12 protein-coding genes and 1 pseudogene are annotated in these 14,365 nt (G+C 34.4%); 10 read left to right on the top strand and 3 right to left on the bottom strand.

Translation table 11 applies throughout. The features are described from left to right. Window positions 1–48 precede the first annotated feature (48 nt). The 7 genes and pseudogenes from mltG to NTHER_RS08940 all read left to right on the top strand — a co-directional run. The gene (mltG, locus tag NTHER_RS08970) at window positions 49–1,116 is read left to right on the top strand and encodes an endolytic transglycosylase MltG (protein ID WP_012448215.1); all 1,068 of its coding nucleotides are present in this window, start codon (window positions 49–51) and stop codon (window positions 1,114–1,116) included. Window positions 1,117–1,144: 28 nt separating this feature from the next. Beyond that, window positions 1,145–2,404, top strand: coding sequence for a peptidase U32 family protein (locus NTHER_RS08965; protein WP_012448214.1), 1,260 nt, complete (start codon window positions 1,145–1,147; stop codon window positions 2,402–2,404). Window positions 2,405–2,468: 64 nt separating this feature from the next. Continuing rightward, window positions 2,469–3,596, top strand: a complete 1,128-nt coding sequence (locus NTHER_RS08960) for an NAD(P)/FAD-dependent oxidoreductase (protein ID WP_052291967.1) — start codon at window positions 2,469–2,471, stop codon at window positions 3,594–3,596. A gap of 155 nt (window positions 3,597–3,751) precedes the next feature. Continuing rightward, the gene (locus tag NTHER_RS08955; protein WP_012448212.1) at window positions 3,752–4,543 is read left to right on the top strand and encodes an acyl-CoA dehydratase activase; all 792 of its coding nucleotides are present in this window, start codon (window positions 3,752–3,754) and stop codon (window positions 4,541–4,543) included. Window positions 4,544–4,596: 53 nt separating this feature from the next. Further along, the gene (locus tag NTHER_RS08950; protein WP_012448211.1) at window positions 4,597–5,673 is read left to right on the top strand and encodes a 2-hydroxyacyl-CoA dehydratase family protein; all 1,077 of its coding nucleotides are present in this window, start codon (window positions 4,597–4,599) and stop codon (window positions 5,671–5,673) included. A gap of 117 nt (window positions 5,674–5,790) precedes the next feature. Then, a complete protein-coding gene (locus NTHER_RS08945; protein ID WP_012448210.1) occupies window positions 5,791–7,050 on the top strand; it encodes a 2-hydroxyacyl-CoA dehydratase subunit D in 1,260 nt (419 codons plus the stop codon). Window positions 7,051–7,218: 168 nt separating this feature from the next. Further along, window positions 7,219–7,557 (top strand): annotated as a pseudogene (locus tag NTHER_RS08940) (sigma-70 family RNA polymerase sigma factor); the annotation flags it as partial. Between the two features lie 58 nt (window positions 7,558–7,615). Here NTHER_RS08940 and NTHER_RS08935 read toward each other — a convergent pair. Beyond that, the gene (locus NTHER_RS08935) at window positions 7,616–8,455 is read right to left on the bottom strand and encodes an undecaprenyl-diphosphate phosphatase (protein ID WP_012448208.1); all 840 of its coding nucleotides are present in this window, start codon (window positions 8,453–8,455) and stop codon (window positions 7,616–7,618) included. Between the two features lie 213 nt (window positions 8,456–8,668). Here NTHER_RS08935 and eam point away from each other — a divergent pair, with 213 nt between their 5' ends. Together eam and NTHER_RS08925 are read left to right on the top strand one after the other, a co-directional pair. Then, on the top strand, window positions 8,669–9,907 hold the full coding sequence (gene eam, locus NTHER_RS08930) for a glutamate 2,3-aminomutase (RefSeq protein WP_012448207.1): 1,239 nt from the start codon (window positions 8,669–8,671) through the stop codon (window positions 9,905–9,907). Between the two features lie 127 nt (window positions 9,908–10,034). Further along, window positions 10,035–11,234, top strand: coding sequence for an MFS transporter (locus tag NTHER_RS08925; RefSeq protein ID WP_012448206.1), 1,200 nt, complete (start codon window positions 10,035–10,037; stop codon window positions 11,232–11,234). On the opposite strand, the gene NTHER_RS08920 is transcribed toward NTHER_RS08925, so the two are convergent. Then, window positions 11,220–12,467 (bottom strand): nucleoside recognition domain-containing protein, encoded by a 1,248-nt coding sequence (locus tag NTHER_RS08920; RefSeq protein WP_012448205.1) that lies wholly within the window; start codon window positions 12,465–12,467, stop codon window positions 11,220–11,222. The genes NTHER_RS08925 and NTHER_RS08920 overlap by 15 nt on opposite strands. Before the next feature lie 144 nt (window positions 12,468–12,611). Here NTHER_RS08920 and cobO point away from each other — a divergent pair, with 144 nt between their 5' ends. After that, window positions 12,612–13,166 carry a cob(I)yrinic acid a,c-diamide adenosyltransferase gene (gene cobO / locus NTHER_RS08915; protein WP_083762758.1) on the top strand — a complete coding sequence of 185 codons (555 nt, stop codon included), beginning with the start codon at window positions 12,612–12,614 and terminating at the stop codon, window positions 13,164–13,166. A 71-nt stretch (window positions 13,167–13,237) separates the two neighbouring features. On the opposite strand, the gene NTHER_RS08910 is transcribed toward cobO, so the two are convergent. Then, on the bottom strand, window positions 13,238–14,350 hold the full coding sequence (locus NTHER_RS08910; protein WP_012448203.1) for an AAA family ATPase: 1,113 nt from the start codon (window positions 14,348–14,350) through the stop codon (window positions 13,238–13,240). Window positions 14,351–14,365: the final 15 nt, after the last annotated feature.

Below are 14,365 nucleotides of genomic sequence, written 5' to 3'. Positions count from 1 at the left end.
ATAATTAGGACGAGGGTTCTATTAGTTGATATTGGGGAGGAGTTATCAATGGCTCAGTTTTCTTTAAAAAATTATTTTAGCCAGCGAAAAAAAATGATGATATACTTGATAACAGGATTTATGGCTGCTATTTTATTAGGCTCAGCAGGGATATATTTTTATATTTACAGTGGCTTACAATCAGTAGATATTGACGAAGAAATTGAAATTGAAATTCCCAGGGGAAGTAATTTAAGACAGGTTGCCGATATTTTAGAAGATAATGGCATCATTAGAGATGCAACTTTGTTTAGATATTATGCCAGGTTTTCTGGTTACGATGCTCAATTACAAGCGGGTGAATATTTATTCGAGGATGAGATTGCTCCCGAGGAGGTATTGATTAAGCTTGCCCAGGGCGATGTTATCGATCGGAGTATTAGATTTACAATCCCAGAAGGCCTTAGAGCTGATCAGGTAGCTCAAAGGCTTGAAAGTCAAGGATTAGGTGATAAAGATAAATTTCTTGAATTATTCTCAGAACCTGAAGAGTGGGATTATTGGTTCCTAGAGGGGTTAGCAGAAGAGCATGTTAAGTTTCCATTAGAAGGTTTTCTATATCCCGATACTTATCAAGTCCAGGAGGATATTAGTGAAGAAGAAGTAGTGAAAAGAATGTTAGATCAATTTAATGAAGTATTTGACGAAAGTTATCAAGAAAAGAAAGAACACCAAGGATTTAATATCCATGAATTGATAACTATTGCTTCGATTGTAGAAAGAGAGGCAGTAATTGACGATGAGCGTGGCAAGGTAGCAGGGGTTTTCCTAAATAGATTGGAGAACAATATGCGCTTAGAAGCCTGCGCAACAGTGGAATATGTTCTTCAGGAAAACAAACCCGTACTTTCTGATGCAGACACTCAAATTGAAACACCATACAATACATACCAAAATTCCGGATTACCACCTGGACCAATTGCATCACCAGGTCGTGCTTCTATTGAAGCAGCTCTAGACCCCAAGGAACACGATTATTTGTTTTTTGTTGCAAAACATGATGGAAGTAGAACTCATGTGTTTTCAGAAACGTATCAAGAACATTTGCAGGCTAAAGAAAGAGTTAGAGCTGATTAAATATATTATTGATGAAGGGAGGAAAAAAATGACTATCGAATATAAAGGTAAATCTAAAGTTGAACAAAATCAAAATCCCTTAGAACTTTTAGCTCCTGCTGGCAATCTAGAAAAACTTAAATTTGCTATTGATTACGGAGCAGATGCCGTATATTTAGGTGGGAAATCTTACGGATTAAGGGCTTTTGCCGGTAATTTTTCAAGAGAGGATATGAGAGCGGGCGTTGATTATGCTCATTCGCGCGGTAGAAAGGTTTATATTACAGTTAATATCTTTCCACACAACGAGGATTTAGAAGGTTTAGAAGAGTATTTAAAGGAATTACAATCAATAGGGGTAGATGCCATAATAATATCTGATCCTGGTATACTTAGAATCTGCAAAGAAACTGTACCAGAGATGGAAATTCACTTATCGACTCAAGCTAACTGTACAAACTGGAGATCTGCTAAATTTTGGAAAGATCAAGGTATAAATCGAATTATTCTAGCTCGAGAGCTAAGTTTAGCGGAAATAGAACAAATTCATAGAATGGAATCTAATATAGAATTTGAAACTTTTGTCCACGGGGCAATGTGTATTTCGTACTCAGGTAGGTGCTTACTATCCAATTATTTGGCCAATAGAGATGCAAATAGAGGTGAATGCGCTCATCCTTGTAGATGGCAGTATTATCTTATGGAACGTGAGCGTCCGGGGGAGTACCTGCCAATAACTGAAGATCAGGAAGGTACCAAAATTATGAGTTCCAAAGATTTATGTATGATTAGGCATATTCCTGAACTTATAGATGCAGGGATTAAAAACTTCAAAATAGAAGGACGTATGAAGAGTGTACATTACGTTGCTACTGTAGTAAGAGCTTATCGAAAAGCTATTAATGCATATCTTTCCGATCCTGATAACTATAGTTTTAAAAGAGAATGGGAAGAAGAATTAAAGAAAGCTTCTACAAGACCTTTTAGTACTGGTTTTTATTTTGGCTCACCTGATGAAACTGATCAAGAATATACTAAAGAGCCAAGACAATCAAATCGCGATTTTGTGGGAATCGTTTTAAACAGTCAAGATGGATATTTAACTATTCAGCAGAGGAATCATTTTCAAATTGGTGATCGCATAGAAATAATAGGACCTAACAAAACTTATGGTGAATTTGTCATAAACGAGATAATCAATAGTGAAGGTAAAAAAAGTCAAGCTGCTCCACATCCCAAAGAAGTTGTTACAGTTCCGTTGAATGTAGATTGTGAACCTAATTCATTGATACGTAAAATTCTGGGTTGAGTTTTAAAGCGGTTTTCGATATTATAAATTTAAGTCCGATTAGTTAATAGAAAGTGGTGATACTTTGGGAGCAGGAGTTACAGTGGCAGTCTTAGGGGGCGGTCCAGCGGGGTTAGCCGCATCTATCCAAGGGGCCCAACAAGGATTGAGTGTAACTTTATTCGAAAAAAATAAGGTTGGAGAAAACATTAAATGTGCCGAAGGTTTTTATGATTCAATGAAACTATTCGGCCCTCCTTCTCATGGAGCATTATTTAAAGTTGATTGTCTACATATAAAAGTTAAAGATGAATACAAAGTAGATTGTTCTAATGTAAATCTTTGGATGATTGATCGCCAAACTTGGCAAAAAGGGTTGAAGGAAGAGGCCATGGCATTAGGGGTAGATGTCAAAGAGAATTGTCCCGTTAATCCTACAGATTTGGTAAGTATAAGCCAAAACTATGATTGGGTGATTGATTGTACAGGGATTCCTTCTACAACATCTATTTCTAAAGGTTTTAGCCATGTTTACAAAAACTATTGGGCTTACGCACATCAAATAACATTATTTGGTAATTTCCAAAATCAGCTAGGTGAGTTGAAAGTAGGTGTAAGTCCTGATTATTTAGGTTATTACTGGATATTTCCTAAATCTAAAGATTTTGCCAATGTTGGCCTGGGAATTTTTCCTCAAAATAATAAGTACCCAGAGACTTTGAAAAAACGTCTAAAGCGAGAATTACATAATATTATTCATAGAGAAGGACTGCAAAACTGTAAAAAAGTGCGTAAAACTGGTGGTGTTATACCCACTAAACCCCTAGATGAACTAGTATTTGATAATATAATTTTAGCTGGAGATAGTGGTGGCTTTTCTTCCCCCCTTCACGGAGGGGGAATAGACCTGGCCTTATTTACTGGAAAAGAAGCTATCAATGCAATTAATGAGGGAGAAATAGATAATTATCGTCAGAGATTATTAGATAAAGCGGGAGCGAAACTAGAGATAGAGCAGAAAATTTTCGATTTGTGGGAACAGATTGGATACGAAAATTTAGACAGGCTATTACGATTAATTCTAAAAAGAGAAGCTGTTTTTGAATTACCTAGATTATTTCAGTTTAGGGATTTATTGATTAGTGAACGTCAGACCATAACTGCTTTTTATGACGGTTTTTTTCAAGGTAATTGGGACAGGATTTCTTATTAATTAAAGACATCACAATATATTAGATTTTTTTAAATTATTATTGTTGGAAAAGTGCATATTATTATAAGTTAAAAAGTGATCGGCTTGCCATTAAGGTAGGCCGATTACTTGTAATAAATTATTTAAATTATAGTTAAATCAAAGGAGGGGAGTTTATGTCAATAGCAGCAGGAATAGATATTGGATCTTTATCAACTGAAGTCGTTATTGTTCAGAATAATCAAATTACATCACAAGTGATTTCAGCAACAGGGTCAAACAGTAAAAAGGCTAGTGAAGAGTCATTTAACAAAGCCCTTGATAAAGCGGGAGTACAAAAAGAAGAGGTAGGTTACATAGTTAGTACCGGTTACGGAAGAGTAGCTACTCCTTTTGCCGATAAACAGATTACTGAAATAACTTGTCATGCCAAGGGGATGTACTATTTAAACCCTGATATGAGGACAGTTATTGATATTGGTGGTCAAGACAGTAAAGCGATAAAATTAGCTCCTGATGGGACTGTTGAGGACTTCATTATGAATGATAAATGTGCGGCCGGAACTGGCAGATTTCTAGAAGTCATGGCCAGTGCCTTGGAAGTAGAACTTGAAGAATTTGTAGATATTGGTAAACGACAGGGAGAACAAGTACCAGTCACCAGTATGTGTACTGTTTTTGCAGAATCAGAAGTGGTTTCTTTAATTGGTCAAGGATATGCCAAAGAAAAAATTATTCGAGGATTGATAGATTCTATAGGTGAACGCACAGAAACCATGGCAGATCGAGTCCAGATAGAACCACCTATAGCTATGAGTGGTGGAGTTGCAAAAAATAAGGCCGTAGTGACAGCCCTTGAAAATAGATCTGGGGAAAATATATTTGTGCCTAAAGAACCGCAAACTGTAGGAGCTTTAGGAGCTGCCTTATTAGCTGAACAATTTATAGCAAAAAGTCGAGCGAATTAGTCTTTGCTTAATAATATAAGAGATTAGACAAATATATGGATGGGAGTGGTTCGGTGAGCAAAGAAACCCAAAAAGTCGCCTGGTTATGTACTTACATACCTGAAGAAATAATCCATGCAGCTGGATTCCAACCTTATCGATTAGTGCCAGGTGAGATTGATCAAAAGGGGAACTGCAAAACTCTACCGTCAAATTTTTGTCCTTATGTTAAAGAAGTAGCTGCAGCTTTAGAAAAAGGAGTTTATAACGACTTTATAAGTGGTTTTGTAGTGTCTAATTCTTGTAATGCCATGATACACCTTTACAATGTACTTAAGGAAATGAGTTCCGATGATCAGTTTGTTTACTTACTAGACCTTCCGCGAAAAAATAGTGAAACTGGTATTGAATATTACAATAGACAATTAGAAGAATTATATAACTTTTTATATAAAAATAGAACAAATAAAAACTCTGTTGAGGAACAAACTGAAAATTTGAAACAATCACTCAAGTTATATAGTGAAACTCAGAAATTATTACAAAGTATTAATTATAAATTATATAGAATTCAAAAAGATATTATTGATCTAAGCATACAAATAGCCAATAATGATAGGAAAAATGTAAATGATTTTATATCACACCAAATTCAACAGGGAGCAGATTATAAAAATTCTACAATATTATTAACAGGTGGAATAATATCTAGGGAAATTAATAGATCATTAATTGAAAATAGTGATTACCCATTAATGCCAGAAAATTGTATGGGACTCCGCTATCTAATGAAAAGTGATTTAGCTAATATTGAGGACCAACACTTAGAACAGTTAACAAAACAACAGATTCTAGGGCTAATTGCCAAATCGTATTTAAACAAGCCAGAATGTCCTAGAACCTTTACAGTTACTCCTGATATTGGCCGTGTAAATTATTTAAAATATTTGATAAATCAATTTGATGTAAAAGGAGTTATACATCATGATTTAGGATTCTGTGATCTTAGTAATTATGATTATTTAATTATACAAGATTTATTTTCAAAATATAATATACCAGTCTTAAAAATAAATTCCGAGCTAGGTGAAAGGGAGATAGGCCAAATTAAGACTAGAGTAGAAGCTTTTTATGAGATGAATTTAATTTGAAAAGTCGTCACGCACTCTCGTGACTTTAGTCATGAGAGGTTCACTTAGATTGAATAACTTGTTTAAGATTTAGATATCTAATGATAGTAAAAATTGATAGGGAATGGAGGGATAATTTTGGATCCCGTTAAAATTTTTAAGGAAAAAATAGGTGGTAATTTTAGTAGAAAAGCACTTAAGTCACCTCAAGCTTATAGACTTGCCAAATTAATGTTTGTGGCAAGAAACCCCTATCCCTTCCGCGGGATTAAAGAACTTACTGCCCTTGGTCTAGATCAGACGGCCAAGGCTTATGATGACGAACAAAAAGTAGCTTTTACTACAGCTTTTTTTCCTGAAGAAATAGTGCATGCCCTAGGTTGTGTTCCTTTTGCACCAGAAGTTGCTGCAGCTACAGCAACTTCTTTAAATCTCTCACAAGAACTCCTTAAAAACTCCGAAAAAGAAGGTATGTCACGTGATGCCTGTTCTTTTCATAGAGTGGCTGCCGCAGGGGGGCCAAGAGATTATTTTCCAATACCTGATTTTTTCTTGGCCAGTTCTCACTTATGTGATGGTGCTCCTCAATTATTTAGATACTTATCTCAAAAATATGACCGCCCATATTATTTTTTAGATGTACCAGCTCAGAAAGATGCACAAGCTGTAGAATATGTAGCACAACAATTAGAAGAATTAATAAAAGAAGTTACTAAAAATTTAAATATTTCCTTGGATGAAGAAAGGCTTAAAGAGGTAATTGAGAACTCCAACAGAGCACGGGAGGCTCAATTATACTTAAATAATATCAGAAAGAAGTATCCTGGTATTTTACCTGGGGCCCAAGCTATAAATTTAGTGTATTTACATTTCCTTTGTCAAGGTCTTGAAAAAACTCCCGACATTTATAATATACTTGCGGAGGAAATAGAAAATAAAGCTTCAAAAAACGAACATAAAACTGATGCTCCCCGTATTCTGTGGTCTCATTTACGTCCTTTTTACGAGAATGATATTTTTACAATCTTAGAACAAGAACTGGAAGTTAATATTGTTTTTGAAGAGATGAATCAAGTTTATTGGCCTCCTCTAGACCCAGCAAAACCTTATGAAAGTTTAGCTCGCAAGATAATTAATAATCCACTTGTAGGTCCTTTAGACTATCGAATGGATTATTTAAAACAAATTATTGATGATTATTCTGTTGATGGGATTATTCATTTCTCACATTGGGGATGTAGACATGCAGTTGGGGCTGTACCTTTACTTAAACAAAAAGCTAAGGATTTAAATGTAGCTTTCTTAAATTTAGATGCAGACTGTGTTGATCGGCAAAATTACTTTTCGGGTCAGGTGAGGACTAGACTTGAAAGTTTCATTGAAATGCTATCATTTTAATCTATTGACACTGTTGTATTTCGTTTTTGGTAATTATAATTTTCAATGTATGATTAGGCGAGCTTAGCATTTTAATAATATTTCTTAAGACAGGCACGAATTTTAGATAAGACCATATAATAATTGTACCCCTTGCATTTCTTATACTAGAGGAGGTGTTATATTTTAATGATACCTGTGATTGGAGTTATATCATTAATTGTCAAAGAAATTTCTTTACTTGTTTCTTATATTAGCAGCAACTCATTTCCTCAACCTTTATCTGCAGAAGATGAACGCAAATACCTTAAAAGATTAGAACAAGGTGATGATAAAGCTAGGGAAGTTTTAATTGAAAGAAATCTACGACTAGTAGCCCATGTTATCAAAAAATTTGAAAACAGTGGTGAAGACCCAGAAGATTTAATTTCAATTGGTACAATAGGATTAATCAAAGCGATTAACACTTATAATTATAGAAAGGGTACTAGATTAGCCACTTACGCTGCACGATGCATTGAAAATGAGAGTTAACTTACAATACTGTTGCGGAAAAATATGGTATTTAAAATTTTTGAATTAATTACTACATTGAAATGGATACTAAGATTATAATTCCAATAAAGATAACATAAATTGCAAATAGGGATAATTTGCTTCTTTTAACTAAAGAGATCAAACTTTTAATACCAATTATAGAGGCCAGTAAGCATGCAACAAATGATACAATTAGTTCTTGGAGTCCCGGAATCATTTCAATAGCTTGGGATGGTGTGTTTTGATAAATTTGTATTAATGAAGGTAGTTTGTAAACAAAGGAACCTAAAATTATAGGAAAAGCCAGTAAAAAAGAGAGTTTAACGGCCAAATCCTTAGAATACCCCTGAGATATGCCTGCAATAACTGTAATTCCTGATCTAGAAATCCCTGGAATTACAGAGAGCCCTTGACAAATTCCCATAAAAAAGCTATCTTTAATAAACAAATCCTGTTCTTGTTTTAAAAAAATAAAATGAAATTTATGAGATTTTTCTATTAGTATTAATAAACATCCAGTAATTATTAAACTCGTTCCAGTAACAGCCAAATGTTTAATATATTCTCCTAGCACTTGTTCCAATATTATACCTGTTATACCACTTATTAAAGTAGTAACTATTAAAAAAACCATCAAAGAAAACTGTTGTTTGCAGTAGGAAGATTTCTTTATTAGATATTTTAGAGAATTTGTAATTAGATCCCAAATTTCTGTATTGAAATAGATTAATAACGCTACAAATGATGCAAAATGCAAGGTTATTTCAACTATTAATCCTGGATATTCTAAACCCATAATTTTTTCTCCGATTACCAGATGGGCAGAACTGGAGACTGGTAAAAATTCAGTAATTCCCTGAATTAAACCTAAAATAAACAGTTCTAGCAATTAATTTCCCTCCCTGAACAGATAAAACTAAAGTTAACTATATTAAAACATGTCTATATTAATCTATGGGCCTGTTCGTAATCCTATGAAGATTAAATAATAATAAGCTATAATAGGTAGTTGATAAAATAATAGGAAGGAATCTCTAAAATTTTGCAGAATTATTAACAGAAGGAAAACTTCGTGTATCTAAAAAGTAAAGGAGGGATGCAGATGAGTAAAGATGCCAGAACTATTTCTAACAAAAGAGCTCAAGAACTGAAGGACAGTATTCAAGACTTTTTAGAAGCTAGAGAACATATTGTAACAGGAGAAAAAATTAGTGATGAGCTTGCCAGAAGGCGAAGTCTGATTTTGGAATTGTTTAATGCTTCGGAGCAAGATTGGAGCGACTGGAAATGGCAGTTGCAAAACAGAATATCTGATGTTGAGACTTTAGAGAAAATTCTCAATTTAACCGAGAGTGAAAGACAAGAAATCGAACAAGTAGGTAAAGATTACAGATGGGCTGTTTCACCATATTATGCTAGTTTGATGGATCCTGATGATCCAGAATGTCCAGTAAGAAAGCAATCCATACCTTCTGCACAAGAGGTGAAAGATAAAGCTGGGGTTACCGATCCAATGGCCGAGGAATTTACTAATCCGGCTGGGAATGTTACCAGGCGATACCCTGACAGATTAATAATAAATGTCACCAATCAGTGCGCTATGTACTGTCGACACTGTCAAAGAAAAAGAAATATTGGTGAGGTCGATAAGCCAACTCCTAAAGATGTACTAGAAGAGTCAATAGAGTACGTAAAAAATCATGCTGAAATCAGAGATGTTTTATTGACCGGCGGGGATGCATTCATGTTGTCAGATGAAACTCTTGATTGGCTTTTAACTGAATTGAGGAAAATACCTCATGTAGAAATTATAAGATTAGGTAGTAGGACCCCGGTTACAATGCCTCAGAGAATAACTCAAAATCTTTGTGACATTTTAACTAAGCATTTACCTTTATATGTAAATACCCAGTATAACCACCCTAAAGAATTGACTGCAGAAGCTAAAAAGGCGACCTTTAAGCTAGCTAGAGCAGGTGTTGGTTTAGGTAATCAAGCAGTTCTTCTCAACACCATTAATAATGACCCCCATGTAATGAAAACTCTTTGTCATGAGCTATTAAAGGGGATGGTAAGACCTTATTATATTTTCCATGCTAAAAAGGTAAAGGGAACAACCCATTTCAATACTAGAGTTGAGGATGGATTAGAGATTTTAGAAAAGATGAGAGGCTATACATCTGGTATGGCAATTCCATCCTACATTATTAACGCACCGGATGGTCACGGAAAGACACCCATAGTTCCGGAATACATGATTTCTCAAGGTAGAGATAAAGTGTATATCCGCACTTGGGAAAATAGAGTTTTTGAATATCCTAATGATGCTCCAGAACAATAAATAATGGTTTTGAAAGTGCTTAGGCAGGGATGAATTTCCCTGCCTTTTTGTATGCAAAAAACTTTCTTAGAGAACACTAAAAAATATGAAATTTAAAATAACAAAGTCAAAATAGGGGGAAAAAAGTTTGAAAACTATAAGTGCAATTAAAGTAGCAATTTTGTCCGCTTCAAATTATATAACAGTCCTAGTAAATACAGTACTATTTCCTATTTTCCCTGTCATGGCACAGGCTTTAAATTTAACTTTAAGAGATTTAGCAATCTTAGTCGGTATAGTTTCTTTTCCATCAGCCCTAATTAATTTAGGAGGTGGGATATTAGCAGATAGATTCGGAAAAAAAATAATTATTGTATTATCCTTAACATTATATGGGCTTGGGGGGTTATTAGCTGGACTAAGTATTATATTAATGGAAGAACCTTATCCGGTAATTTTAGTTGGTAGGCTATTTCAAGGAATAGGTGCGGCAACACCCATGTTTTTATCAGTAGCACTGGTTGGCGATATTTTTCAAAGCTTAGAAAGAAGTAAAGCTTTGGGTTTTTTAGAAACGGCTAACGGATTAGGGAAAGTTACTAGTCCAATTTTAGGTGCTTTAATTGGTCTTATTACATGGTATTCCATATTTTTTATTTATCCAATTGTGGCTTTACCGGTTGCTATTGCAACCTGGAAAGTTATAGAGGAACCTAATGAGAATAAAGGGGTAGATTGGGAGAAACAGAAAAAGGCTTTTCGTCAATTTAAAGATGAATCCAGAATTATCACTTTGCTCGTGGCTTTTTTGGTAATATTTATTTTAATTGGTACCATGTTTTGGTTGAGTGATTTTTTAGAAGCTAGACTAGAACTAAATCAGATTTTAAGGGGAGTTGTTATATCCTTACCAGCTCTAGCTATGTTACTTACCACATTATTTGCTGAAAGAATACATAATAAGTTGAATCCTCGCTTTATTATGGGGGGTGGTCTTATATTAACATCAGCTTGTTTAATTGGTATTTACCATACCTTAGAAACGATTTTATTTTGGCCATTAATAGTAGCTTTAGGTGTGGGGGCAGGAATTGTATTGCCTTCTGTTGACATGGTGAGTACTTCAGTAGAAATTAAAGAAATTAGAGGAGTTATGAGTACAATATACGGATCTGCTCGATCTTTGGGAGGAGCAACTACAACTATTACATTCTCTTACTTGTTGGAATACGGATTACAATTAACATTTTATAGTATAGCAGTGGGAGGGATAATAGTTGGTTTAATTGTATTATTTAGAATGAATGAAAAAAAATTATTGCCCAAAGAACTGTTACCGGATAAGTGATAGCAGCCAATTGATAACAGGTTTAAAGATTAAAATTAAAATTGATAATAGAAGTAATAGACCAATTAGAGCCACTTTGTAACAAATTAGCAGTTTAATTAAAGTAAAGATATCAGATCTTTCAAAAAGGGCAGTTGTAGTAATCAAATTTTGACCTACAGGCAAAAAGATTAATACTACATAAACAGATAGCCCTGATAGAAATCCGTGAATTAATCTTGTAGCTATAAAAGTATTCATACTAAAATCTGCTTCTGCCGTCACAGTAATGACCTGAGCGTGAATCGAAAATCCGCCCCAACCTAGAATAAAGGATATTACAGCTAAAATATGGACTAGTTCTTGATTTGATTCTACTGCCATTTCTGTTCCCACGGTAGTTTCAAACAGCCCCGCAAAAAAAGAAGAAATTAAATTAATATCTCGAAAAGCTGTTGGTATTATATGTTTAAGATTAACATACAGTTGTTCGATAATTGCCAGTTCAAATAATAACTTTATTATTACTGAAAATAACATAATGTATCCACCAATATATACTACTTTTATCATAGAATCGTAGACTATTTCTTTGGACATATCTCGGATACCGGTGTAGTTTGTTTCTAAATACTCACTTGCTGACTTCACGGCTTTTTGAAATAAACAGATCAGGCCAATGGGTTGTGCTAATTCATTTCTCTGGCTTTTGATCTGGGACGACTTATCAAGATATTTGCTAAGTTGCCCCAGAATTATTCCTAATATAATATTAGTTGTATAGTGAATACCTGCGATAATTATCCCTAGATCAGGCCTATTTAGCATGCCTACGGGGATTGCACTCACCATGAACAATAAACTGGAATTAGATGTGAAGGCTATTAATCTTTCGCCTTCTTTTGATGTTAACATTTTTAGATTTCTAAGACGGGTTGCTATAGTTCCGTTTACTGGGGCGCCGCTGGTCATACCCATAACCAAGGCAAAGGCGCCAGATCCAGGAACATTGAAAACAGGCCTCATTAAAGGTTCTAGAAGGGTGCCCCCAAAATGTATTACACCCAATCGAACCATAAATTCAGAAAGAATAAAAAAAGGAAGTAGTGCGGGGAGAATTACTTCCCACCAGGTAGTCAAACCATGCTTGGCTCCGGCAATCATGGCAGAGGATTGCACTTTGAATAACGAAAATATTAATATTATGATCAATGTCAACATTAATGTTCTAATTTTTTCTCCTCTTGATTTCATGATATTCCCCTCATTGTCTATTTCTTATAAGCATGGTATGAATAAAATTTTTAAATATTATAATGATGGCAGGTAAAGTGATAAAAATCTCGAACTAAAAATATAGTAAATATAATAATCCTATTGCTAATGGTTAAACATTAAATAAGAAAGGAGCTGATTAAAATTAGCGATGAAAAAAATGTTGGGGCTGTACAGGTTTACACAGGAAACGGAAAAGGTAAGACAACAGCTGCTTTTGGACTTGCCTTTCGTTCTTTAGGACATCAAAGAAAAGTTTGCTTAATTCAGTTTATGAAAGGGAGTGAAAATTACGGCGAAATTAAGGCACTAAAACAATTTCCCACAGCTGAAGTGATACTTGCAGGTCGTGAAGGCTTCATTAATAAAGATGCTCCTGATGTTAAGGATGTAGAGCTAGCTCAGGATGGTTTTGAGAAAGCTATGGATAAATTGACATCGAGGGATTATGATATGGTGATTCTAGATGAGCTAAATGTAGCCGTAGATTTTCATTTAATTGAAGTAGAACAAGTTATGGAATTACTTAATGAACGACCTGAGAATGTTGAATTAGTTATTACGGGAAGAAATGCTTCAGAAGAATTAATCGAAAAAGCAGACTTAGTAAGTGAAGTTAAAGAAATCAAACATCATTTCCAAAAAGGCGTTGGAGCACGAGAAGGAATTGAATATTAATTTAAAATAAATAATATTTAATATGGAGAGATACAAAATAACAACCGCAGTTTTTTTAAACTGCGGTTTTATTATTTTTTAAATAAACTAGCTAATTTATTTAAAAAGCCGGTCATTCCTCGGGAATTAGATTGATTGTTTCCTATTATATTATTAGCGAGTTGTGTGATCTCTTTAGATGGGGGTGAAAAAGGCCATTTATCTATGATGGGATGTTGATTTCTAGCTGCTTTTGAAAATAGTCGACTTTCTTGAACAAAGCCAAGATATTCAAGAGAGATCCCTAAAAATTGTCTTGCTGCAAAGCTGACTTTATTCCCCACATCTTGTCCTTCTTCTTTACTGTTTGCTTTATTCACTATGAGTTTAACAGGTAAATTCTTATTTTGTTCTGTTATGACTTTAGTCATAGCGTAAGCATCAGTAATTGCATGGGGTTCTGGTGTGGTAACCAGTAAAATCTCGTCTGAAGCTAGTAAGAAGTTAATTACATTAGAGTCAATACCTGCACCGGTATCAAAAATAATAATATCAGTGTACTGTTCCAGTTTATTGAAGTTTTTAACAAGCTGTTGAAATTGAAATGTATTCAAACTGGCAATATCCTGCCAACCAGAACCGCCTGGGACCACTAATACGTCTTTTGGCCCCTTAATAATGACATCAAAAATATCTATTTCTTCGTTAAATATATGAGTGAGATTGTACTTTGGAGTCATTTTTAATAAGACATCAATATTGGCCATTCCTAAATCAGCATCTACTAAACAAACTCTCTGTCCCTTTTTTGAAAGTGCGATAGCCAAGTTAATTGCTAGACTACTTTTTCCTACACCACCTTTTCCGCTTGTGATAGCTAGTACTTTAGTACTTATACGATCTGATTTTTGAGAATTATGCCTACTTTTTAAAATGGAGTGAGGAGCTGCAATGATTAGAGATTGTTCTTGACCAAATTTACGAGAAAGAATTTCCGATTCAAATACTTCGTCCATGACTGTAACTTTTATTTGGGTTTTAGTTGGTAAAGGAATCAGTTTGCCGTCAGAGTAGGGGACAGTAATTTTTAATTCTTTTTGATTAATATCAATTACTTGGCAATGATATTCTTTTGAATAGATACTATTATTTAACGGGTGTATCTTAATATCTTGACCAGGGTGAATATTTAATAGTGTATTCATTTTGACCCCTGCCTT

It is taken from the genome of Natranaerobius thermophilus JW/NM-WN-LF, assembly GCF_000020005.1.
In the GTDB taxonomy this organism is placed as follows: domain Bacteria; phylum Bacillota; class Natranaerobiia; order Natranaerobiales; family Natranaerobiaceae; genus Natranaerobius; species Natranaerobius thermophilus.
The sequence above is the reverse complement of the archived record's forward strand: the minus strand, read 5'-3'. Positions and strand labels throughout refer to the sequence as shown.